Source organism: Amycolatopsis pittospori (assembly GCF_013870525.1).
Classification (GTDB): Bacteria; Actinomycetota; Actinomycetes; order Mycobacteriales; family Pseudonocardiaceae; genus Amycolatopsis; species Amycolatopsis pittospori.
On the sequence record NZ_JACBXD010000016.1, the window covers coordinates 46,125 to 67,577 of the forward strand.

General features: G+C 69.0%; 19 protein-coding genes. 8 read left to right on the forward strand and 11 right to left on the reverse strand.

Going from position 1 to position 21,453, the window contains the following annotated elements; all coding sequences use genetic code 11:
- Nucleotides 1-74: 74 nt before the first annotated feature.
- The 3 genes from H5J31_RS11825 to H5J31_RS11835 all read right to left on the reverse strand — a co-directional run bounded on the left by H5J31_RS11825 (nucleotide 75) and on the right by H5J31_RS11835 (nucleotide 2,654).
- The gene (locus tag H5J31_RS11825) at nucleotides 75-1,367 is read right to left on the reverse strand and encodes an SON protein (RefSeq protein WP_236004950.1); all 1,293 of its coding nucleotides are present in this window, start codon (nucleotides 1,365-1,367) and stop codon (nucleotides 75-77) included.
- Nucleotides 1,368-1,448: 81 nt separating this feature from the next.
- Nucleotides 1,449-2,111 carry a response regulator gene (locus H5J31_RS11830; RefSeq protein WP_181772563.1) on the reverse strand — a complete coding sequence of 221 codons (663 nt, stop codon included), beginning with the start codon at nucleotides 2,109-2,111 and terminating at the stop codon, nucleotides 1,449-1,451.
- Between the two features lie 15 nt (nucleotides 2,112-2,126).
- A complete protein-coding gene (locus H5J31_RS11835) occupies nucleotides 2,127-2,654 on the reverse strand; it encodes a DUF1453 domain-containing protein (RefSeq protein ID WP_181772564.1) in 528 nt (175 codons plus the stop codon).
- A 122-nt stretch (nucleotides 2,655-2,776) separates the two neighbouring features.
- Here H5J31_RS11835 and H5J31_RS11840 point away from each other — a divergent pair, with 122 nt between their 5' ends.
- Entirely contained in the window at nucleotides 2,777-3,913 is a 1,137-nt protein-coding gene (locus H5J31_RS11840) for a sensor histidine kinase (RefSeq protein WP_181772565.1), read from the forward strand.
- A 43-nt stretch (nucleotides 3,914-3,956) separates the two neighbouring features.
- Here H5J31_RS11840 and H5J31_RS11845 read toward each other — a convergent pair whose 3' ends face one another.
- A complete protein-coding gene (locus tag H5J31_RS11845) occupies nucleotides 3,957-5,147 on the reverse strand; it encodes a PQQ-dependent sugar dehydrogenase (RefSeq protein WP_181772566.1) in 1,191 nt (396 codons plus the stop codon).
- A gap of 341 nt (nucleotides 5,148-5,488) precedes the next feature.
- Here H5J31_RS11845 and H5J31_RS11850 point away from each other — a divergent pair, with 341 nt between their 5' ends.
- Complete coding sequence (locus H5J31_RS11850) at nucleotides 5,489-6,649, forward strand: thioester domain-containing protein (RefSeq protein WP_181772567.1); 1,161 nt, start codon at nucleotides 5,489-5,491, stop codon at nucleotides 6,647-6,649.
- Between the two features lie 53 nt (nucleotides 6,650-6,702).
- Here H5J31_RS11850 and H5J31_RS11855 read toward each other — a convergent pair whose 3' ends face one another.
- Complete coding sequence (locus H5J31_RS11855; RefSeq protein WP_181772568.1) at nucleotides 6,703-7,446, reverse strand: AraC family transcriptional regulator; 744 nt, start codon at nucleotides 7,444-7,446, stop codon at nucleotides 6,703-6,705.
- 54 nt (nucleotides 7,447-7,500) lie between these two features.
- On the opposite strand from H5J31_RS11855, the gene H5J31_RS11860 reads away from it, so the two are divergent.
- The 3 genes from H5J31_RS11860 to H5J31_RS11870 all read left to right on the forward strand — a co-directional run bounded on the left by H5J31_RS11860 (nucleotide 7,501) and on the right by H5J31_RS11870 (nucleotide 10,842).
- Nucleotides 7,501-8,682 carry an MFS transporter gene (locus H5J31_RS11860; protein ID WP_181772569.1) on the forward strand — a complete coding sequence of 394 codons (1,182 nt, stop codon included), beginning with the start codon at nucleotides 7,501-7,503 and terminating at the stop codon, nucleotides 8,680-8,682.
- Nucleotides 8,683-8,770: 88 nt separating this feature from the next.
- Nucleotides 8,771-10,081 carry a lipase family protein gene (locus H5J31_RS11865; RefSeq protein ID WP_181772570.1) on the forward strand — a complete coding sequence of 437 codons (1,311 nt, stop codon included), beginning with the start codon at nucleotides 8,771-8,773 and terminating at the stop codon, nucleotides 10,079-10,081.
- A gap of 101 nt (nucleotides 10,082-10,182) precedes the next feature.
- Nucleotides 10,183-10,842, forward strand: coding sequence for a TetR/AcrR family transcriptional regulator (locus tag H5J31_RS11870; RefSeq protein WP_328701458.1), 660 nt, complete (start codon nucleotides 10,183-10,185; stop codon nucleotides 10,840-10,842).
- Here the strand turns inward: H5J31_RS11870 and H5J31_RS11875 are convergent, their stop codons facing one another.
- The 3 genes from H5J31_RS11875 to H5J31_RS11885 are packed head-to-tail and all read right to left on the reverse strand — an operon-like array spanning nucleotide 10,843 to nucleotide 14,077.
- Nucleotides 10,843-11,691 carry an SDR family NAD(P)-dependent oxidoreductase gene (locus H5J31_RS11875; RefSeq protein ID WP_181772572.1) on the reverse strand — a complete coding sequence of 283 codons (849 nt, stop codon included), beginning with the start codon at nucleotides 11,689-11,691 and terminating at the stop codon, nucleotides 10,843-10,845.
- The gene (locus H5J31_RS11880; protein WP_181772573.1) at nucleotides 11,688-12,587 is read right to left on the reverse strand and encodes an alpha/beta fold hydrolase; all 900 of its coding nucleotides are present in this window, start codon (nucleotides 12,585-12,587) and stop codon (nucleotides 11,688-11,690) included. The genes H5J31_RS11875 and H5J31_RS11880 overlap by 4 nt, the downstream gene beginning before the upstream one ends.
- Entirely contained in the window at nucleotides 12,584-14,077 is a 1,494-nt protein-coding gene (locus H5J31_RS11885) for a flavin-containing monooxygenase (protein WP_181772574.1), read from the reverse strand. Before H5J31_RS11885 ends, H5J31_RS11880 begins: the two co-directional genes overlap by 4 nt.
- A gap of 89 nt (nucleotides 14,078-14,166) precedes the next feature.
- On the opposite strand from H5J31_RS11885, the gene H5J31_RS11890 reads away from it, so the two are divergent.
- Nucleotides 14,167-15,411 (forward strand): PucR family transcriptional regulator, encoded by a 1,245-nt coding sequence (locus H5J31_RS11890; RefSeq protein ID WP_181772575.1) that lies wholly within the window; start codon nucleotides 14,167-14,169, stop codon nucleotides 15,409-15,411.
- Between the two features lie 206 nt (nucleotides 15,412-15,617).
- Here H5J31_RS11890 and H5J31_RS11895 read toward each other — a convergent pair whose 3' ends face one another.
- Nucleotides 15,618-15,938, reverse strand: a complete 321-nt coding sequence (locus tag H5J31_RS11895) for an effector-associated constant component EACC1 (RefSeq protein WP_181772576.1) — start codon at nucleotides 15,936-15,938, stop codon at nucleotides 15,618-15,620.
- A 171-nt stretch (nucleotides 15,939-16,109) separates the two neighbouring features.
- Between H5J31_RS11895 and H5J31_RS11900 the strand changes: the two genes are divergently transcribed.
- Both H5J31_RS11900 and H5J31_RS11905 read left to right on the forward strand, forming a co-directional pair.
- Nucleotides 16,110-17,927 carry a glycoside hydrolase family 76 protein gene (locus H5J31_RS11900; RefSeq protein WP_181772577.1) on the forward strand — a complete coding sequence of 606 codons (1,818 nt, stop codon included), beginning with the start codon at nucleotides 16,110-16,112 and terminating at the stop codon, nucleotides 17,925-17,927.
- A 96-nt stretch (nucleotides 17,928-18,023) separates the two neighbouring features.
- Nucleotides 18,024-18,797, forward strand: a complete 774-nt coding sequence (locus H5J31_RS11905; protein WP_181772578.1) for an isocitrate lyase/PEP mutase family protein — start codon at nucleotides 18,024-18,026, stop codon at nucleotides 18,795-18,797.
- Nucleotides 18,798-18,799: 2 nt separating this feature from the next.
- Here the strand turns inward: H5J31_RS11905 and H5J31_RS11910 are convergent, their stop codons facing one another.
- Both H5J31_RS11910 and H5J31_RS11915 read right to left on the reverse strand, forming a co-directional pair.
- Nucleotides 18,800-19,987 carry an FAD-dependent monooxygenase gene (locus H5J31_RS11910; RefSeq protein ID WP_181772579.1) on the reverse strand — a complete coding sequence of 396 codons (1,188 nt, stop codon included), beginning with the start codon at nucleotides 19,985-19,987 and terminating at the stop codon, nucleotides 18,800-18,802.
- Complete coding sequence (locus H5J31_RS11915; RefSeq protein WP_181772639.1) at nucleotides 19,984-21,429, reverse strand: MFS transporter; 1,446 nt, start codon at nucleotides 21,427-21,429, stop codon at nucleotides 19,984-19,986. The genes H5J31_RS11910 and H5J31_RS11915 overlap by 4 nt, the downstream gene beginning before the upstream one ends.
- Nucleotides 21,430-21,453: the final 24 nt, after the last annotated feature.

A 21,453-nucleotide genomic window follows, 5' to 3' on the forward strand; every position in this document is an offset into this window, starting at 1 on the left:
AGAGATAACGGGACGCGAAAGCGCCGGGCGCGCGGCATCGAAGCCGTTCGCCCGGCGTTGTTCTTTCACGCACGTCAGCGACCGCCGACCTCGGCCCGTCGACGGCCCAGTTCCTCGACGAGCCGGGTGATCTCGACCTCGCCGATCGCCTCGGCCAGCACGGAAACCGCCGCGATGCTCTGGATCCGGTACTGGACCGGCACACCGCCGGAAGCCCGCGACCGCGCCTCCGCGTCGGCCTTCTTCTCCGCCTCGACGGAGGCGAAGACCCCGCCCGCCCCGCCGTTGACGCAACTGACCGAACCGGAGCCGTTGAGCGGCAACGTCGCCGTGTTCCGGCAACTCCCCGCGGACCGTCCCTCGATGGTCACATTCGCCGTCATGGTGGCGTTGACCTGGCCGGTGACCTTCCCGCCGCTGTTCGCCGACGCGGAATTGGTCACGTTCGCGGTCACCGTGCAGCCCGAGGTGCCGCAGGCGACCGTGGCCTCGCCGTCCATGTCGAACCGGACGCCGGTGTCGACGGCGCCGCTCAGTTTCCGCGTGTTCGACATCAGCACTTCGTAGACGGCGTCGGTCTCTTCCGGCGACAAAGCGTCCACATCGGACTCGCCGAGTCCGGCTCCCGACGGCATCTGAGGCCGCGATTCGGCACCCGGCATCGTCGGCAGCTTCGGCACGGACGGCATCCCGCCCGGCACCTTCACCGAGTAGCGGAGCAGCCGGTGCGGCGCGTCCTTGGAGACATACAGGTCACCGGCCGGCGTGCTCGCCTTGATCGCCGGGATGTCCCGCACCGTCTCGTTCTGGTCGCCGTCGATCTCGTCGGCCTTCTCCAGCGCCTCGCGGAAACGCTGGGCGAGCTTCTCGGGCGACTCGAACTGCCGCACGACGGGGCCGAACAGCGCGTCCTCCCCGGTGATCCAGCGGTCCTTGAGGTCTTCGGCCGCCGACGAGTCCGCTTGCGACCCGGGCAGTAGCCCGTCAGGTGCCTTGAAGTAGACCTTGCCGCCGACGACGAGGATCTCGAACTTCCTGCCCTGAAAGGACATCGTGCCGGACGTCTCGCCGTACGCGGTGGTCTTGACGTCGGTCTTGATCATCCCGCCGACCGCGGAGGTGCTGTTGCGGACGGCCGGCGCCGAGGAGAGCCCGGCGAGTGCCTGCTCGAAGGGCTCCCGGCCCGCTTTGGAAGGCAACAGCAGCCAGACCGTCAGTCCGGCGAGGAGCACCACCACGAGTCCGGCGATACCACCGAACAGGAACCACCGCCGGGGTTTCCGGACGGGCGGCGCCGGAACCGGTTGGGGGACCCAGCCCTGCGGCGGCGGCCACTGCGCGCCTCCGGGTGGGAATGCTTGCTCCACGTCGCCTCCATCGCTGCTTTCACCGGACGACCTCACGCTAGGGAGGAATGATGAAAACTTGATGAAACGCCGATCGGGTGGTCAGCCCGGGTATCGGTAGGGCGCGGGACCGGGTGTGCTCAGCGCGTACCGGACGGCGTCGGCGCGGGAATGGAACCCGGCCTTCGCGAAGAGGTTGTTGATGTGGGTCTTGACCGTGGCCTCGCTGATCACCAGCCGTTCGGCGATCTCCGGATTCCGCAGCCCTTCTCCGATCAGGGCCAGGATCTCCTTCTCCCGCGCGGTGAAGCCGAACCGGTCGCCCTCGTCGGCCGCCCGAGAACGGCGCGCCGCGAGGGTGAGGAGCCGCCGCTGGACCTCCGGGGAGAGCACGACCTGTCCCGCCGCCGCGGTGAGGACGGCCTGCTCGATCTTCGCCCGGTCGGCCTCCTTGGTCAGGTAGCCGCTCGCACCCGCTTCGAGCGCGGCCAGGATCGATTCGTCGTCGTCCAGGCTGGTCAGCACCACGACCTGGACCTCCGGCGTCGCGGCCTTGATCCGGCCGGTCGCCTCGACGCCGTTCAGCACCGGCATGTGGAGGTCCATCAGCACGACGTCCGGCGTGTGCCGCGAGATGGCGGCGATCGCCTCCTCGCCGTTCGTGGCCGTCGCGACGACGGTGATGCCGTCGGCGATGTCGAGCATCACGGCGAGGGCCTCGCGGATGGACGCCTGATCGTCCACGACGACGAGTGAGACGGTCACCTGGAACCTCCGTTTTCAGCGCCGGGTCATCCGGGCCTGCAGGTCGTCGATGAACGGCGAAGTGGTGTGCGCCTTGCCGTCCTCGCCCTTCTTCCAGACGATACGGCCTTCCGAGCGCACCGCCCTGGCGAGCACCACGACACCTTCGACGAGCATCCCGGCGCCGATGGTCAACATCACGCTGTTACCCGCTTCGCCCGAGCCCAGCAGCAGGTTCGCGCCGAATTTGGCGGCCACGTTCAGGACCCACAGCAGGACCGTGAGCCAGGTGTAGCGCATGTGGGCGACGCCGTCCCGCTGGTAGATCCGGATGCTCGCGCCGCGCAGGAGTCCGAACAGGACGCTGAGCGCGATCGTGCCCGCCAGGAGCACCACCGACGCCGTGGACTTCACGCTATCGTCCACACTGGACAGACCGATCACGGCGAGGATCGCGGGCAGCAACAGCATCCGCTTGGCCTCGGCCATCTCGCCCGCCATCCGGCGGATGAGGACGTATCCGACCGCGGCGACGATCAGGACGATTTCGACAGGTGTGCTCATGGCTTCCCCCTCTGGGCCGGTTTTCGAAGACACTCCGACGTTAAGGCGGTGATCGCGAACGGTCGTGCGGCAGCGGCCGTATCTTCGGGTGGAGAACCCTCTCCACCCTCCAGGAGCGCCCGATGACCGGAAGCACGGCGGTGATCCGCCGCGAACGCTTCGCCGACCGGTTGCTCCGGCCGGCCCTGATCACGGCGGTGATCGCCGTGACCGGAGTCAGGATCTTCACCCAGGAGATCCTGTTCCGGCCCCTGACGACGGCGCTCTTCTTCCTGGTCGCGCTCTTCGCCGTGGCCTCGTTCCTGCCGTGGGACCGGATTCCGCAGCGGGCACAGGTCCTGCTCTCGGGCGGCTACGCGGTCTGCGCGGCCACGCTCCTCCCCTTGGCCCCGCAGACCTTCGCGCCGGCGTTCGCCTACCTGGCCGCCGCGGTCGCCGGCATCAAACTCACCTCGCGCAGACTGGCTGTCGGGGTCGCGATCCTCGACGCCGTCGGCTGTGCCGTGGCGGTCGCGGTGGTCGACGCGGTCGCGCCGTCACCCGACGAGTGGCCGTGGTGGCTCGCGCTTTCGGTGGGCCTGCCGGTCTTGCTCGGCATCGCCCGCCGAGACAGGCGCGACGCGCTCTACAACGCCGAACGGGCCGCCGAATCCGAAGCCCGCGAAGCCGCGTTGCTGGAGCGGACGCGGATCGCCAGGGAACTGCACGACGTCCTCGGGCATTCGCTGACCGGGATCGCGCTGCAACTCGACATGGCCGACGCGCTCACCACGAAAGGCCGTGACGCCGAGGCCGGTGACGCCGTACGCCGAGCGCGTTCGCTGGCGGTGGACGGGATCGGGCGGATGCGGCGGGCCGTGCACGAATTACGCGACGGCGCCTTGCCGCTGGAGGAAACCCTGGCCGCCTTGTGCGCGAGCGAGGCCGTGCCGTTCGAGGTCGAAGGCATCCCGGGCCCGACCAGGCACGGCGTCGCGCACACCCTGGTCCGCGCCACGCAAGAGGCGCTGACGAACGCCGCCAAGTACGCCCCCGGCACCGGACGTGCGGTGCAACTCGTGTTCGCGCCGAAGACGGTCACGCTCGTCGTCACGAACGGTCCCGCTGACCGGAAACCGGTGCCGGACGTCGGGGACGGCAGCGGAATGGGACTGGTCGGGATGAGGGAACGGGCCGGCGCGCTCGGCGGCTCGGCTCACGCGGGCCCCACCTCGGACGGCGGCTGGACGGTCGAGGTCCGGCTGCCGCGAACGGACTGACGGTCCCCGGCCACGCCGGGCGGACGTGGCCGGGAACCGGGTCTCAGCCCTTCGGCTTCTGCGCGAACGAAATCCGGTGGAGTCCGCCGGGCGTCTCGTCGGCCAGGTACAGCTCACCGTTCTGGTCGGTGCCGAACGTGGTGGCGTCGAGCGGGAACTCCCCGATCCGGGCGCTTTCGTACGTGCCGTCGGTCTTCTTGCGCACGGCCCAGGCCGTCCCCTGGCAGAAGTCGGTGGCGAGGTAGGTGCCGCCGGCCAGCGACGCGTACTTCTTGCCGCGGTAGACGTGCCCGCCGATGACCGCGCAGCCCTCCGCGCCGGAGATGTAGTGGAAGACCGGTTCGGTGTAGGTCACGCCGTCCTTGCACCGCGTCTGGTCGAAGACGACCGGCCCCTCCTTGCAGGACCAGCCGAAGTTCGCGCCGCCCTTGCCCGCCGCGATGTGGTCGACCTCCTCGAACCGACCCTGGCCGACGTCGCCGATCCACAGCGAGCCGTCGGCCGGGTCGAAGGAGAACCGCCACGGGTTGCGCAGCCCGTACGACCAGATCTCCGCCCGCGCCCCCGCGACGCCGACGAACGGGTTGGACGCCGGGACGCAGTACCGCAGCGGACGGCACGCGCGAGTGACGTCGACCCGCAGGATCTTGCCGAGCAGTGTGTCCAGCCGCTGCCCGGTGAGCAGCGGATCGGCCGCGCCGCCGCCGTCACCGATCCCCCAGTAGAGGTAACCGTCCTTGCCGAACGCGAGCTGGCCGCCGTTGTGGTTGGGGAACTCGCTGTGCGGCTGGCTCAGCAGTTCGGTGACCTCGCCGGTGTCGAACCGGACCCGCGACAACGTCACCGCGCTGTCGGACTTACGCGTATACGCGATGTACGCCCGCCTGTCCTTGGCGATGGCGAGCCCGAGCAGCCCACGCTCGACGTCGGCGCCGTTCACCTTGTCGCTGATGTCGAGGACCGGTTTGGCGGCGAGCCCCGTCTGGGGATGGAAGGCCCGGACGACCCCGCGCTTCTCCACGATGAGGATCCGGCCGCTGCCGTCGTTCATGGCCGTGATCGCCGTCGGATTCACCAGCCCGGACGCGACCTGCGTCGCCGTCGCGGTCAGTTCACTGAGCGGGACACCCCGGTTCTGCCGGGGCTCCGCGCTACTCGCCGTCGGAAGGAGGGCTCCCGCCAAGGCGAGCCCGGCCACCAGGGACAACCCCCGGCGAAGGTGCCGTCGAGTCATGTGGACTCCAATCACCGTTGAATGGTCTGGTCCAATTCATCTGGACCAATTCATACAGTGGCCGGAGCAGCGGCGGTACCTCCATCCGCGAGCTTCCGGTGAGTTTGTTTCCGTCGAAGCTCGTCCTCTACTCGCCCAAGATCGTTCTCTCGGCATTCACCCACCCGTCGGGGCAATTCGGACATGACCCATACCCCTGAGTAGCCACATGTGTGGTCTCGGTATGCTCCGCTCTCGCTCGATGGGATTACTCATCCCCTGTTCGGGCGAGCCGTTGCGGTCGGGGCCTGTGGTCGCACGCGGCATCTGGCATTCGTGGTCCGTAATCGGATGGGAGACACATGCACGGCAGGTCTGTTCTGGTTCGCGGCGGGATCGCGGTCGCTTCCGCGGCCGTCGCGCTGACGGTGGCCGCTCCGGCCGCCCTCGCCGACGACGGCGCGGCGCGCGGCCGGGTCGTCGAGAGCGCCGGCACCGGTGGGTTCGGCGTCAACTTCGAAGGCGGCAAGCACGCGGACACGGTGCTGTTCACGCTGAAGCTGTCCGACGGCAGCAAGCTCAAGATGTACTGCGTGCAGGTCGAGGTCCGCATGCGGACCGACCAGGACATGATCGAGCGTCCGTGGAACAAGTACCCGGACACCTCCTCGCCGTTCAACAAGAACAACGAGAAGATCAACTGGGTGCTGCACCACGGCTACCCGGCGGCCTCGGCGAAGGCGCTTGAAAGCACCCTCGGCAAGACCGACGTCAAGCTCAACGGCGGGCTTTCCGTCGAGGAGGCCGTCACCGCGACGCAGGCCGCGGTGTGGCACTTCAGCGACGGCAAGAACCTGGACCGCGCCAAGCCGATTTCGCGCGGTGGCGCCGAAGAGGCCGCCGACGTCCTGGCGCTCTACGACTACCTGACCGGCAAGGAGAACGCCGGCCTCGGCAAGCAGCCGAAGCCGACCCTCGACATCGGCCCGGCCAAGGCCGACGGCGCCCCCGGTACCCGGATCGGCCCGTTCAGCATCGCGACCAGCGGTGACATCACCGAGCTGACCAGCAAGCTGCCCGAGGGGGTCAAGGTCACCGACGCCGACGGCAAGGCGATCAAGGCCGCCGACGTCAAGGACGGCACCAAGGTCTACATCGACGTCCCCAAGGACGCCAAGGACGGCTCCGGCACCTTCTCGCTGAAGGTCAGCGGCCACCTCGACACCGGCCGTCTGTTCGTGGGCGAGAACTACTCGAAGGTTCCCGCCCAGTCCCTGATCGTCGCGGAGTCCGAGAAGACCTCGGTCGCCGCGAACGCGACGGCGAACTGGAAGCAGGGCGGCGCGCCCGCGACGTCCGCGGCCCCGGCCCCCACCACCCCCGGTGGCGCCGAATCGGGTGGCGGCAACGACCTGGCCAACACCGGCGCGTCCGCGACGATGCCGCTGGTCATCGGCGGCTCGCTCCTCGGCGCGGGTGTGCTGATGGTGCTCCTGGTCCGTCGTCGCCGTAACGCGGCGTAAAGACTGAAGACGAAAACGGGGCCGGTCCACTGTGGACCGGCCCCGTTTCGCGTTCACCGGCCGTAGTGCGTGCCCGGGGTATGTCCGAAGGCGCGGCGGAAGACGTCGATGAACGCGCTGGTGGACGACCAGCCGCAGGCATGCGCCACGGCGGTCACCGGAGTGTCGTCGGCCAGCAGGACCAGCGCGTGGTAGAGCCGCATTTGGGTGCGCCACTGCGGGAACGTCATGCCGAGGTCCGCCTTGAAGAGCCGGGCCAGGGTGCGATCGCTCGCGCCGACCTCGGTGCCGAGGGCCGCCAGCGTCCGGTTGCCGGCCGGGTCGGCGCGCAGGATCTCGCACAGTTCACGCAGCCGGGGATCGGTGGGCGCCGGCAGATGCACGGGTTGCTGTGGTGAGACACGTAGCTGATCGAGCAGGACACCGCGCAGCCGTCGCCGTTCCGGGGTGTCGTCGCGCGGCGGGACGGTGTACGCGCGGATCAGTTCGCGCAGGAGCGGGCCGACGGCGAGCACGCTCGGTTCGTTCAGCCGCAGCGGGTTCACGGTGGCGGGCAGGCCCACCAGGTGGAGTTCGAGTCCGCCGTGCGCCTGATGCGCGTGCACGGTCCCGGCGGGCACCCAGATGGCCCGCGTGGCCGGGGCGACCCAGGAACCCTTGTCGGTCGTGATGGCGAGTACGCCGCGCGCGGCATAGACGACCTGGTGATCGTCGTGGCGATGCGCGTCGACGGCCTCGCCGGAGACCAGCGACCTGACCTGGGTGGGCGCTTCCGGCAAGTGGCGGATTTCCGTCATTGATTGTCATTTTATCGGAAGCGCGACACAGGCACCCGCGACGAGCATGGCGGAGTGCCGAAGAAAGCGATCGTCCTTCTGTCCGCCGGACATGCCTGCGTGGACGTATATCAGGGTTCCGTGGCCGCGCTGGTGCCGTTCTTCGCCGCCGAGCGCTCCTACGGGTACGCGGCGGTGTCGGGCATCGTGCTCGCCGCGTCCCTGCTGTCGTCGGTGGCGCAACCGTTGTTCGGCGCCCTCACCGATCGCTGGGCGATGCCGTGGCTTCTGCCGTCGAGCACGATCCTCGGAGGACTCGGCATCGGCCTCGGCGGACTCGTCGATTCCTACGCGTTGACGCTGATTTTCGTCGCCTTGTCGGGAATCGGTGTCGCCGCCTACCATCCCGAAGCCGCCCGGGTCGCCCGGATCGCCGGCGACGGCAGCCATACGTCGATGGGCTGGTTCTCCCTCGGCGGGAACATCGGGTTCGCGGTCGCTCCCGTACTCGTCACCGCGGTCATGGCCGTCGGCGGCCTCCCGGCGTCCCCGCTGCTCGTCGTCCCGGCCCTGGCGGGCGCCGTACTCTGCCTGCCCGTGCTGCGCGCACTCGCCAGGCCGGACGGCGTGAACGGTCGCGACTCGGGTCCGGCGGGCTCCGACGACTGGAGGTCGTTCGCGAAGCTGTCGCTGGCCGTCGTCTTCCGCTCGATCGTCTTCGTCGGGCTGAGCACCTTCGTCTCGCTGTACGCCCAGCAACGGACGGGCGGCGGGACGACGACGGGCAGCGCCGCGCTGTTCCTGCTGTACGTCGGCGGAGCGGCGGGCACGGTGCTGGGCAGCAGGCTGGCGGAGCGTTTCGGCCGGATCACCCTGATGCGCTGGTCGTACTTGTGCGCGGTCGCCGCGGTCGCCGGGGTCGTGTTCGTACCGGGCCCGGCGCTCTTCCTGTTCATCCCGCTGGCGGCGGTGGGCCTCTACATCCCGTTCTCTTTGCAGATCACGCTCTCCCAGGACTACCTCCCCACCCGGGTCGGCACGGCCAGTGGCGTCACCCTCGGCCTGACCGTCAGCATCGGCGGCCTCGCGAGTCCCGTCATCGGCACGATCGCCGACCACACCTCGTTGCGGACGGCCTTGATCCCGCTGATCGCGCTGCCGGTCTTGTGCTGGATCACAACCCGCACCCTGCGGGAGCCGTACTCCGTCCAAACCGGAACGCATCGCGAAGGAGAAATGTCAGAGACGCGACAATAAATGATGTACGCCCCTGTACATCACCGGTTACCGGCTGGTAGGTTCCGGGCATCCAAACGTGATCCACTTCATGATTCAAAGGGGAGTCATGACCCGGAAACCCGCTCGTCTGCTGGCCGTCGCCATCGCCGCACTCGTCACTTTCGTGGCCGCGCCCGCAGCCTCCGCCGCTCCCGCGACCGATTCCTTCTACAGCTACGACGGCAGCGAACCGCTGTCTTCGTACGCGCCCGGAACCGTGCTGAAAACCCGGACGCTGAATTACCACGTCATCGGTATTTCCACGCCGCTCAAGGTGACCCAGTTGCTCTACCGGACCACCGACGCGCTGGGGAAACCGTCCGCCAACGTCACTTCCGTGCTGCGCAGTCTCACCGGCGACAACACCAAAGCCGTTTCCTACCAGTCGTTCTACGACTCGCTCAATCCCGAGCACGGTCCGTCGCGGGCGATCGCCGGCGACGTCTCGCTCGGCGGCCTGATCGCGAACGCGGAGTCGCTTCTCATCGCGCCTTCCCTGCTACAGGGCTACAACGTCGTCATCCCCGACACCGAAGGCCAGGACGCGAACTTCGCGGCGGGGCCGGAATACGGGACGAACACGCTCGACTCGATCCGCGCCGCGACGCGGGCGCCCGAAACGGGAATGAACGACAAGACCCGGTTCGGTCTCCTCGGGTATTCGGGTGGTGCCATCGCGACCGGCTGGGCGGCCGCGCTCGCGCCGGATTACGCGCCCGAGGTCAACAAGAATCTCGTCGGCTTCACCGAAGGCGGCGTGCTCGTCAAGCCGTCGCACAATCTCAAGTACGTCAACGGCAGTGTCGCGTGGACAGGGGTCATTCCGATGGCCCTCATCGGTGTCGCCCGGTCCTTCGACATCGATCTCACGCCGTACGCGAATTCCTACGGCCGCCAGGTCCTCAAGGATATGGAGAAGGCGTCGATCATCGACGCGCTCGGCCGTTATCCCGGGCTGACTTGGGAAAAATTCGTGAAACCGGAATACACCAACCCGAATACGGTGCTCCCGTACGTCGAAGCCGTGAACAAGGTCAACCTCGGTTCCGCGCCGACACCGACCATTCCCGCGTTCATCGCGCAGGGGAACAACGGCGTCGTGGAAGGCACGTTCGGCAACCCGCCGGGCATCGGGACCGGCGACGGCGTGATGGTCGCGGGTGACGTGCGCGCGCTGGCGCGGCAGTACTGCGACACCGGCAACAAGTCGGTCAGGTACGACCAGTACAACACGTTGAGCCACGTCGGGGCGGCCGTCGCCTGGGCGCCGCAGGCGATCCTCTGGCTCAACGACCGGTTCGCGGGCAAGACCGCGCCGACGAGCTGCGGGAAGATCGCGCCCGGCAACTCCCTGGCCCCGGAGGTGCCGGTCGGCTGACCGTACCGTTCGATCCACGCACTGTGCCCGGCCGTCCGCACGGCCGGGCACAGCCGTGTTCACCATTGGTCTGCACCACCTGAACCGGTACCGTGCCGCAGGTGACCGAGCACGACCGCACACCCCGCAAACTGCCGAAGGGGCCGCACAACCTCAGCCGCGACGAGGTCGCCGGCACCCAGCGCGCGCGGCTGATCGACGCGGTACTGGAGAACACCGGCGAACGCGGCTACGTCGCCACCACGGTCGGCCACATCACCGCCACGGCGGGCGTCTCGCGTACGTCGTTCTACGAACAGTTCACCGACAAGCAGGACGCGTTCCTCGCCGCCTACCGGCACATCACCACCGAGTTCATCTCGCAAGGTGTCGCGGTAGGCGCCGTAGCCGCGACGCCGCTGGACGCCATCACCGCGTGCTGCGACTTCCTCGTCGACTACGTGCACCGCCGGCCCACGGCCGTCCGCGCCGCCCTGCTGGAGATCTACGCCCTCGGCGACGCGGGACTCGAAGCGCGGGAGAAGACCTTGCGCGCCGGTGAAGCCGTCTTCGACCGGACAGCGAAATGGGTTCGCACCAACGATCCCACGCTTCCTTCGCCGCCGCCGTTCACCGCGCGGACGGTGGTCGCCGCCACGATCGAACTGATCACCCAGGCCATCTGGAACGGCACCGAAGACGCCTACGGCCAAGCACGCGAAGCCCTCCGCTACACATGGCTACTCGGGCTCTTCGGGCACCAGGGCATCCCCCGCCCCTGATCAGCGGGCGAACCGCCGCCGTTCGAAGTCGACGATCAGCTTCGGGTAGAGACGCGGGAGCAGCCGGACGAGCCTGTCGACGAACTTCGCGTCGTTCCCGACGAGCACCCGTGGTTTCCCGGCTTCGACACCGTCGACGATGATGCGAGCGGCCTGGTCGGCGGGCATCTTCAGCAGCTTTTCGTTGTACAGCCGGACACGCTCCAGCTGATCGGCGGTCGGCTCGATGCCGCGGGCCTGCGCTTCCTTCAGCGCGGACGACGCGATACCGGTCTTGACGCCACCCGGGTGGACCACCGTCACGCGCACCGCGTGCCTGCCCGCGATCATCTCGGTGCGCAGTGCCTCGGTGAAGCCGCGGACGCCGAACTTGCTGGCGCAGTAAGCACTGAGCGTCGGCTGGGCCATGAAACCGTTGAGGCTGGAGATGTTGACGACATGCCCGTCGCCGGATTCGACCAGGTGCGGCAGGAAGGCCTTCGTGCCGTTGATGACGCCGAAGAGGTTGACCGCGAGCGTGCGGTCGTATAGCTCCCACTCGGCGTCGAGGACGGTCTGCCCGCCACCGGCGATGCCGGCGTTGTTGTAGACCTGGTGCACCACACCGAATTGCCCGGCGACCGTGGCCGCGTACTCCTGGACGGCCGCCCGGTCACTGACGTCCAGCGCGGCGCCCTGCACCTCCGCACCGAGCGCCTTGACCTCGGCGACGGTCTCGGCGAGGCCGGTTTCGTCCACATCGGACAGTGCTAGCCGCGCACCGCGCCTCGCCAGTTCCAGCGCCACCTGCCGTCCGATGCCGGATCCGGCGCCGGTGACGACGGCGACCTTGCCGCGCACGCTGCTCATCGATGCTCTCCTGTGGGTTCCAGCGCCAGTTCGGCGGTGAGCTCGACGAGCCTGTCGACGAGGTCCGGGGCGATGTGGTGGCCCATCCCGGCGATTTCGACGAACCGGGCTCCGCGCACGGCGTCGGCGGTGGCCCGCCCGCCGCTGAGGTGGACCATACGGTCGGTGTCCCCGTGCACGACGAGCGTCGGGCAGGTGATGCGGCGAAGCTCCGCGGTGCGGTCGCCGCTGGCCTGGATGGCGCCGATCTGGCGGGCGATGCCGCTCCGGGCCCGCCGTCCTCCGGCGCGCTCCCACAGGCCGGTCGCCCAGGCGCTTTCGACGTCCTTGTCCAGCGGATACCTGGCCGAACCGAGGTGTCCCATCATCGCCAGATGCCCGGTCACCGACTCCTCGACCGTGCGGGCCGGCCGCCTCGCCATGCGCAGCAACGTCGACCGGGCCGGCTGCCCGACCCGGCGGTGGCCGGTGGTGGAGAAGATCGACGTCAGCGAGAGGACCCGTTCGGGATTCCGGGCGGCGACCGTCTGGGCGATCATGCCGCCCATCGACATGCCGACCAGATGCGCGGTGTCGATGCCCAGGTGATCCAGCAGGCCGACGGTGTCCGCGGCCATGTCCCCGAGGTCGTAGGCGCCCGGGAGCGGCTTGGCCAGCAGTTGCCGCAGCTTGCCCGGATTCGGCGCCTTGACGCGGTCCGAGCGGCCCGCGTCCCGGTTGTCGAACCGGAGGACGCGGAAGCCGCGGCCGGTGAACCCGTCGATCATCCGCTGTGGCCACGAAGTGAGGTCGAGGCCCAGTCCGGCGATCAGCACCAGCGGCACACCGTCGGCGGGGCCGTCCTCGCGATAACAGATCTTCGGGCCCTCGGGCAGTTCGGCGAAGCTGTCGGTCACGAGCTCACCGCTTCCCGGACCTCGACGCGGGAGAAGTGCAGCTCGGGATCGGTGATGTCGTCCGCGCGCAGCAGCTTGATGTCGGAGTGGTAGCTCATCGACGTCAGCCACGGCATGCGGTCACCCTGACGCGGAAGCTGATCGAGGGCACGCTGGACGTACCCGGCGGCGAAGTCCAGGAACGGCTTCGTCGGCATGTCCGGATCGGCCGGGACGGGACGGCACACGTCGTAGCCGTGGGCGTCCATATGCCCGAGCAGACGGCAGAAGTGCTCGCACAGCAGGCCGATCTTGAGCGTCCACGACGAGTTCGTGTAGCCGATCGCGAACGCGGCGTTCGGCACGTCCGAAAGCATCATTCCCTTGTAGGCGACGGTTTCCGGCAGGACCACCGGCTTGCCGTCCACGCTGAGCGAGGCGCCGCCGAAGACCTGGAGGTTCAGGCCGGTGGCGGTGATGACGACGTCCGCCTCCAGTTCCCGCCCGGATTCGAGCAGGACACCCTTCTCGGTGAAGGTCGAGATCTTGTCGGTGACGACGTCGGCCTTGCCCTTGCGGATGGCGGCGAACAGGTCGCCGCCGGGCACCGCGCACAGCCGCTGGTCCCACGGGTCGTACGGCGGGTTGAAGTGCTCGTCGACCGGATAGCCCTTAGGAAGCTGCTTCTTGTTGACGTAGCGGATGAGCGAGCGGGCGGTCTTGGGGAACTTCTGGCAGAACTGCCAGACCGCGAGCCCCTTGCGGATGTTCTTGCGGCGGGTGAGCGCGTACGCCCTCTCCTCGCCGAGGATCTTGCGCAGGCCGTTGGCGATCTTGTCCTCGCGCGGCACCGGCATCACGTAGGTGGGGGTGCGCTGCAGCATGGTCACGTGCGCCGCCGTCGGGGCCATCGCCGGGATCAGGGTGACCGCGGTGGCGCCGCTGCCGATCACGAGGACGCGCTTCCCGGCGTAGTCGAGGTCCTCCGGCCAGTGCTGCGGGTGCACGATCGTGCCGCCGAACCGGTCACGGCCCTCGAAGTCCGGGGTGAAGCCCTCGTCGTAGCGGTAATAGCCACCGGCGTTGAACATCCAGCCCGCGCTCAGCCGGGTGCGCTCGCCGGTGTCGGTCCGCTCGATCTCGAGCAGCCAGCGCGCCTCGTCGCTGGACCAGGCAGCCGAGAGCAGCTTGTGGTGGTAGCGGATGCTGGACTCGAGGCCGTTCTCGGTGACCGTTTCGCGCAGGTACGAGAGGATCCGGGGCGCGTCGGCGATGGACTGCTTGTCCCGCCACGGCTTGAACTCGTAACCGAAGGTGTGGAGGTCGGAGTCCGACCGGATGCCGGGGTAGCGGAACAGGTCCCACGTGCCGCCCGAGGCCCCGCGGGCCTCCAGGACGGCGAAACTCTTGCCCGGTTGCTCGGTCTTCAGGTAGCGCGCGGCCCCGATCCCGGAAATCCCGGCACCGATGATGACCACGTCGAGGTGCTCGACGGGTGTGCTCGTCGTCATGCGGTACTCCAGCCTCGTCTCGGTTACCTCCACGATGCGGGTGCGCCGTGGGATTGCGCTAGCACTATCCGCACCATCATCATGTACCGATGGTGCAAAGTGCCGCAGCGCCGTGGCCGTCCCTGTCACCGGAGGCGCGTGAGTTGTTCCGGCGCGGGGCCGAGATCGTGCTGCATCCGCGCGCCGAGTGGATCGAAGAGCTGCACGCCGCCTCGCTCGGCGGGGACAGCATGCGCGCGGTCGCCGAGGACCCCGTGCTCACCGAGGGGACCAAACGCGCGAACATGGCCAACCTGCTGCACTGGGCGGCCGCCAACGTGCAGCATCCGGGCAGGCGGGTCAACGCCAACCTGAACCAGGAAGTGCTCGAAGGCGCCCGCGACATGGTGCGCCGTGGCTTCGACTCCGGCGGTCTCGACGCCTACCGGCGGGCTCAGGGCGTCGCGTGGCGCCGGTGGATCGAAATCTGCTTCGACCTCACGTCCGACCCGGTCCTGCTCCGCGAGCTGCTGGACGTCTCGTCGCTGTCGATCACGACGTTCATCGAGGACACCGTCGCGGCGGTGTCCGAACGGATGGCCGCCGAGCGCACGGAACTGACCCGCGGCGCCCACGCCGAACGGCGCGCCACGGTCACCCTGCTGCTCGAAGGCGCCCCCATCAGCCGCTCACGAGCCGAAGCCCAGCTCGGCTACCCGCTCGCCGGCCCCCATACGGCCGCGATCGTCTGGAGCGGGTCGGCCACACCGTCGTCCCAGCAGCTCGAAAGCGCGGCCGAAACGCTCATGCGGGCCGGCGGCGCTTCACACCGGCTGACCGTCGTCGCCAGCGCCGCCGCCCTCTGGGTCTGGCTTCCCGGCCGGACCCAGCCCCGCGCTGACCGGCTCACCGAAGAACTCACGCCGCACCCCGACGTCCGCGTGGCGCTGGGACGCCCCGGCAGCGGGATCGACGGCTTCCGCCGCAGTCACCTGGACGCCGCCGCCACCCAGCGGATGCTCGCCCGGCTCACCTCACCGCAGCAGATCGCGCGCTATCAGGACATCCAGCTGCTCGCGCTGCTCACCGTCGACCCCGCGCAGGCCGACGAATTCCTCGCCGACACCCTCGGCGAACTCCGGCACGCCGACGCCGAAACCCGGGAGACCGTCCGGACCTACGTGCACGAACTCGGCAACACGACGCGGACCGCGGAACGGCTCTACACCCACCGCAACACCGTCATCCGCCGGCTGGCGCGAGCCGACGAACTCCTCCCCCGGCCCTTGGCGGAGAACGCGGTGGATGTGGCGGTCGCCCTGGAAACGTTGCGGTGGCTGGGAAGCGGCGTGTGAGGTCGTGAGTGGTAAAGGCGGCTATTGAGAGGTACGGCAAAGGTGGCGTGGTCGGCGCCGGTCGTTGCGTCCGGCCGCGTGGCAGGTGTTGCGAAAGCCACTTTCGCAACGTTGAAGGTTGCGAAAGTGGCTTTCGCAACCTTGACGGGCGGGTAGCTGAGACACGAAACGTTTGCCTTACCCCTCAATAGAACCGTTCTTACCACTCACGAGTCCTCCAGCGGGAGGTCGAGGTTGCGGAGCATGGCGCGCTGTTCGGCCGACAGCTCACCCTCGATCGTGATGGTGAACGGCGGCGTTTCCTTGCGGGACCGCAGAAAGTTGCCCCACGCGATGGCCAGATTGGCCAGCCCGGTCAGGGAACCGATGGACATGCAGATGACCTCGAAGGCCCCCATCTGCCCCGACTCCCGCGCCCCCGCGGTGGTGATGGTCGCGGACCGGACCACGTCGACGTCGTCGCGAAGCCAGCTATAGAACTCTTTCAGGGCTTGTTCTTCGCCCCCTGCGTTGATCGTTAGCTCCACGAGACCTCCACTCGAAAGTGACATCCCTACATCGCGCCCTGGCTCCGGGGCGTAACAGAAATCCTGTCCTGAGATCTGACCGGTGGTGTCCGTTGACCGGGCGGTGACGAAAGCCGGATCATGAAAGAGATCCCAGATCCGGCGCTTGGCCGACTCCGAGGGCGGACAACGATGTCATCGCTGATCCATCTCGTACTCAGTCTGATCCTGACGGCGATTCCCGTACCGGCGGCGCAACAGGTCGCGCCCGCGGCCGTGGTCTGCGTGCTGTCCTGCGACACCCTCGATCCGTCCCGCGCCCAGCAGGACACCTTCCCGGTCCCGGACGAAGTGGTCAACGGCCGCCAAGTGCGCCTGCACGTGTCCGACGCCGACGGGATGGCCTGGGGCAGCATCGATCGCGGTGTCACCGGCGATTCGGTCTGGCTCGACCGGTCCTGGGACGGCGGCGCGAGCTGGGAAGGCCTGCTGGGCAAGGCGAGCATCCCCGGCGCCTGGACCGGCACGAGAACCTTGATGTACAACGTGACCGACCCCGGCAAGCACCGGCGCGGGCTGCTCCGCGCGTGCGGGGACGCCGCCGGGGTCACCTGTACGCAGTGGATCCATCCCACCGTCTGCGATGTCACCTGTGACGGTTCGACTCAGGCGAACGGTGACACGCGGCCTGTTCCGCCGACGACGTTGTACGGGCGCACGATCCGGCTGCACGTCGACGCGAACGCGATGGCTTGGGGCACCATCGAATCCGGCGCACAGGGCGACGAGATCTGGCTGGATCGTTCGTGGGACGCCGGAACCACTTGGGCGGGTGGCTCGTCGCTCGGCCGCACGCCGGTCGCCGCGGGCGCGAGCACCGGCCGGACGGTGCTGTTCGCGACCCGGGATCCGCGCGGCCGTCACTACGGCGGCGCCGTCCGCGCGTGCGGCCGCGAAGCCGGGCACCAGGAAGGATCCTGTACGGCGTGGGCGCGTCCGGCGCCGGCTCGGGCGCAAGCGGCGGCGGATGCGCTTCTGTACTCCTATGATCCGTACCCGGGTTGGTGGCCGAGCAGTTGGTGGAACTCGGCGGCGACGCTGACGGCGGTCATCGACCACGCGAAGAGCACCGGGGATCGACGCTACGACTGGGTGATCGCGCGGACCTTCGACCGCAATCGCGGCACCTTCCCGGCGGGCGAACGCAGTTCCGATGCCATCGAAGGGAATTTCGCCAGCCGCGCCATCGACGACAGCGCTTGGTGGGGCCTGGCGTGGGTGGCCGCCTACGACCACACCGGCGATCCGCGCTACCTGACCATGGCGACGACGATCGCCGCCTACGTGCACCAGTACTGGGACACGGGTTCCTGCGGCGGTGGCGTTTGGTGGGATCGTGAACGGACCTACAAGAACGCCGTCACCAGTGGTCTGTACCTGAGGCTGGCGGCCTCCGTGCACCGCCGCACGCCGGGTGATTCCGTGTGGCTGCAACGGGCACGGACCGCCGCGGACTGGTACCTGGCCAGCGGGATGATCAATTCCTCGGGTCTGGTCAACGACGGCCTGACGCGCGATTGCCGCAACAACGGCCAGACGGTCTGGACCTACAACCAGGGCCTGGCCATCGGCGGTCTCGTCGAGGTCTGGCGTGCGACGAACGAACCTCGCCTGCTCGACGAGGCCCGGCGGCTGGCCGACGCGGCGGTGACCGGGCCAGTGCTGACGAGGAACGGTGTCCTCACCGAATCCTGCGACGTAGGCCAGAACTCCTGTGACGACAACCAGAAGCAGTTCAAGGGCATCTTCATGCGTTTCCTCGCCGATCTGGCGAGCGCGACGAACTCGGGCCCATACCGGGATTACGCCCGACGGCAGGCCGATTCGCTCTGGACGTCCGATCGCGACCCGCTGAACCGGATCGGCCAGCGGTGGGCGGGCGGGACGCCGAACCAGAGCGACTGGCGGACCCAGGCGAGCGGGTTGGGAGCGCTCACCGCGGCCTCCTGAGGGTGATTCCATCACAAGCGGCCGACCACGGACAGCCACCCGATCCAGCCGCCGCCTTCCCCGCCGACCCCGGTCACAGGCCCTAGATTGGGGGACATGGTTTCCACCGCTGAGAAGGCCACCCGGCTGCAGGAGCTGCACGCCGCCCCCGAGTTGCTGCTCGTCGTCAATGTCTGGGACGCGATCACCGCGAAGGTCGTCGCCGAAACCCCCGGCACGCAGGCGCTCGCCACCCCGAGCCACGGTATCGCCGCCTCGCGCGGCTATCCCGACGGCGAGAAGATCCCCCGCGACGAGATGATCGCCGAGGTCGCCCTGATCGTGCGGACGGCGGGCGATCTGCCGGTCACCGCCGACCTGGAGGCGGGCTACGGCGACCCGGGCGGCACGGTCGCCAGGGCGATCGAGGTCGGCGCGGTCGGCTGCAACCTCGAAGACCAGATGAAGCCGCTGGCCGAGTCGGTGAAGGCCGTCGAGGCCGCCGTCGCCGCAGCGCAGTCGGCCGGTGTCGACTTCGTGGTCAACGCCCGCACGGACGCCTTCCTCAAGGGCGGCGACCCCGAGGAGGCGCTGGCCGAGGCGATCACCCGCGGCCGCGCGTACCTGGACGCGGGCGCGTCGAACTTCTTCGCGCCCGGGAAGCTCGACGAGCGCCAGGTCGGCAGGCTGGTCGAGGCGCTGGGCGAGCGCAAGGTCAACCTGATCGGCATCCCCGGCTCCATCCCGCTGGCGACCGCGCAGGAACTCGGCGTCTCCCGGGTCTCCTACGGCCCGTGGAGCCAGAACGTCGCCCTCACCGCCCTGGCCAAGCTCGCCGAGGACGTCTACGCCGGTGGCGGTCTGCCCGCCGACACCCGCAAGCTGAACTGACCTCAGCGCTCCTCGTAACGAGGCAGGTCGATGGCCTCCGAGGGCGGGTTGGTGAAGCGAGCCGCGACGCGGCCGGCCTTCGGGCCGGCCGCGAGACCGGTGACGGTGTGGAGGAAGCGGATCCCGGCACGCGACCGGGGTGCTGCCAGCCGTGGCGCGATCCACGGGACCTTCTGGGCTTGTTCGACGTAGGGCCGCATGATCGTCTCGTAGGAACGGAAGGCGTCGAGGTGGCCACGGTGACGGCCGAGTTCTCCGGCGAGAACGTAGGCGCCGACGAGGGCGAGGCTGGTGCCCATGCCGCTGAGCGGCGAGGCGCAGTAGGCGGCGTCTCCGACCACCGCGATCCGGCCGCGTGACCACTGTTCCAGCCGCATCTGGCCGACGGACTCGAAGGAAAAGTCGGGCGAGCCGCTCATTCCGTCGAGTACACGCGGGGTCTCCCAGCCCGCGTCCGCGTAGTGACCGCGCAGGAACTCTTGCTGCGCCGGGGCTTGCAACCGGTCGAGCCCCGGCCTCGGCAGCAGGAAGGACAACGAGGCACGCGTGGTGCCTTGGTTGTCGGGCCGCAGAAGGACGACGCGGCGGCCGGGCGCGTTGTACCACCGGGCCCACTGACCGTCGGATTCCGCCCGCGGAATGGTGAAGTAGGCGGTGTAGAGCCCGAACGAGCGCGTGCGGGCGATGTCGGCGAAGACGAGGTCGCGGGTCCGTGACCGCAGGCCGTCGGCGAGAACGACGAGGTCGAAACGCCGTCCGGAACCGGAGCGGAAGGTGACGTCCACGCCGTCACCCGTGTCGGTCAGGCCGGTGATCTCGTCGCCGAAGACGTACTCGGTCTCTTCCCGGGTTCGCTGGTGGAGCAGGTCGGCGAGTTCGCCGCGCAGGATCTCCAGTTCGGTGACGAACCCGTCGCCGCCGAGGGCGTCCTTGCCGAACGACGCCCGGACACGGTCGAGATCGTCGACGAAGTGCAGCCCCTCCTCATGGGTGACGCGGTCGCGCGCGGCTTGCTCCAGGCCCATCCGTTCGATGACGGTGCGGCCGGCGCCGCGCAGATCGACCGTCTGCCCGCCGAGGCGTGGCTCCGGCGCCCGTTCGATCACGGTCGAGGTCAGGCCATGGCGGCGAAGCCAGAAGGCGAGCGCGGGTCCGGCGATACCGCCGCCGGAGATCAGGACCTCGCTCATCGGGCACCCACGGTCGCCTCGGCGGCGGCTTCGACCTCGTCGGGCCGGGCTCGGCGCGGGAACAGCGGCGAGATGAGCAGGAACAACCCGATGACCACCGCCTGGACCACGAGCGCGTCGCGGAAGCTCTCCGTGGGCCGGGTGACATCGGCGAAGAACACGGTGCTGAACACCGCGACACCGACCGAACCGCCGATGGACTGAACCGCTGTCAGCACTCCGGACGCGGAGCCGACCTCGTCGTCGGCGACGGCGCCGAGCACGGTGTTGAAGACCGCGGCGATCACGATGCCCGCGCCGATCCCGGCGACGACACCGCCGGGCACGATCCGCCAGATGGTGAACTCACCCTCGCCGGACAAGGCGAGCCACAGCCACGCGACACCGGCGAACTGGACGACGGCGCCCGTCTGCAGGACGGCGCGACCGAGTTTCGCGGCGAGCAGTCCTCCGCTGATCCCGCCGCCGACGGCGGTGCCCAGCGCGACCGGCAGGTTGCCCAGCCCGGCCTCCCCGGCGGTGAATCCCTGTCCCATCTGCAAGAAGAACGTCAGTACCAGCTGGGTCCCGATCAGCCCGCCGAAGAACAGCGCGACCGCAGCCAGCCCGACGGTGAACGCGGGTTTGCCGAACAGCGCCGGGGTGACCAGCGGGGCACGGTCGAGCCGCATGATCCGGCGCTGCCACAACGCGAACGCCACATAGCCGATCGCGGCGGCGGCCAGCGAAAGCCAAGTCCACAAAGGCCATCCCGACGCCTGTCCCTCGTTGAGCGGAAGGACCAGCAACGCGGAAGCACCCGCGACGAGTACCGCCCCGATGATGTCCACGCGCAGGGTGCGCGTTCCGGCGCCGCCGGGGACCAGCCGCCAGGCCAGCGCCAGCGCCGCGAGCCCGACCGGGACGTTGACCAGGAAGACCAGCCGCCACCCGAGACCGAAGAGGTCCCAATCGACGAGCGCGCCACCCAGCACCGGGCCCAGCACCCCGCCGAGTCCGAGGACCGGCCCGAAGACGGCGAGCGCTTTGGTGAGGTCGCGGGAAGAGAGGTTGTCGCGCAGGATTCCCAGCCCTTGCGGCAGCATCATCGCGCCGGCCACACCCTGCACCAGCCGGAAGGTGATCAGCAGGCCGATGCTCGGGGCGAGCGCGCACAGCAGCGACGCGGCGGTGAAGGCCACGAGCCCGAACAGGAACATCGGACGGCGCCCGAAGCGATCGCCGAGCCGTCCGCCCAGGACGAGGCCCGCGCCGAGGGCCAGCGCGTAACCGCCGATCACCCACTGCAGCCCGACCGGGCTCGTGCCCAGCGACCGTTCCAGCGACGGGCCCGCCACGTTCACGATCGTCGAGTCGAGCAGGTCCATCAATTCGACGACGAGCACGGTGGCCAGCAGCCACCACACCGCTTTCGGAGACGTCTTCTCCTGGGTCACGGACATGTCGTTCACTCCAAAATCCTTGGT

Excerpts from the sequence above, each read along its gene's own strand:
- H5J31_RS11850 (WP_181772567.1), top strand. The coding sequence starts at position 5,489 with ATGCACGGCAGGTCTGTTCTGGTTCGCGGCGGGATCGCGGTCGCTTCC.
- H5J31_RS11845 (WP_181772566.1), bottom strand. The coding sequence starts at position 5,147 with ATGACTCGACGGCACCTTCGCCGGGGGTTGTCCCTGGTGGCCGGGCTC.
- H5J31_RS11835 (WP_181772564.1), bottom strand. The coding sequence starts at position 2,654 with ATGAGCACACCTGTCGAAATCGTCCTGATCGTCGCCGCGGTCGGATAC.
- H5J31_RS11905 (WP_181772578.1), top strand. The coding sequence starts at position 18,024 with ATGGTTTCCACCGCTGAGAAGGCCACCCGGCTGCAGGAGCTGCACGCC.
- H5J31_RS11855 (WP_181772568.1), bottom strand. The coding sequence starts at position 7,446 with ATGACGGAAATCCGCCACTTGCCGGAAGCGCCCACCCAGGTCAGGTCG.
- H5J31_RS11885 (WP_181772574.1), bottom strand. The coding sequence starts at position 14,077 with ATGACGACGAGCACACCCGTCGAGCACCTCGACGTGGTCATCATCGGT.
- H5J31_RS11875 (WP_181772572.1), bottom strand. The coding sequence starts at position 11,691 with ATGAGCAGCGTGCGCGGCAAGGTCGCCGTCGTCACCGGCGCCGGATCC.
- H5J31_RS11890 (WP_181772575.1), top strand. The coding sequence starts at position 14,167 with ATGGTGCAAAGTGCCGCAGCGCCGTGGCCGTCCCTGTCACCGGAGGCG.
- H5J31_RS11865 (WP_181772570.1), top strand. The coding sequence starts at position 8,771 with ATGACCCGGAAACCCGCTCGTCTGCTGGCCGTCGCCATCGCCGCACTC.
- H5J31_RS11840 (WP_181772565.1), top strand. The coding sequence starts at position 2,777 with ATGACCGGAAGCACGGCGGTGATCCGCCGCGAACGCTTCGCCGACCGG.
- H5J31_RS11910 (WP_181772579.1), bottom strand. The coding sequence starts at position 19,987 with ATGAGCGAGGTCCTGATCTCCGGCGGCGGTATCGCCGGACCCGCGCTC.
- H5J31_RS11915 (WP_181772639.1), bottom strand. The coding sequence starts at position 21,429 with ATGTCCGTGACCCAGGAGAAGACGTCTCCGAAAGCGGTGTGGTGGCTG.
- H5J31_RS11900 (WP_181772577.1), top strand. The coding sequence starts at position 16,110 with ATGTCATCGCTGATCCATCTCGTACTCAGTCTGATCCTGACGGCGATT.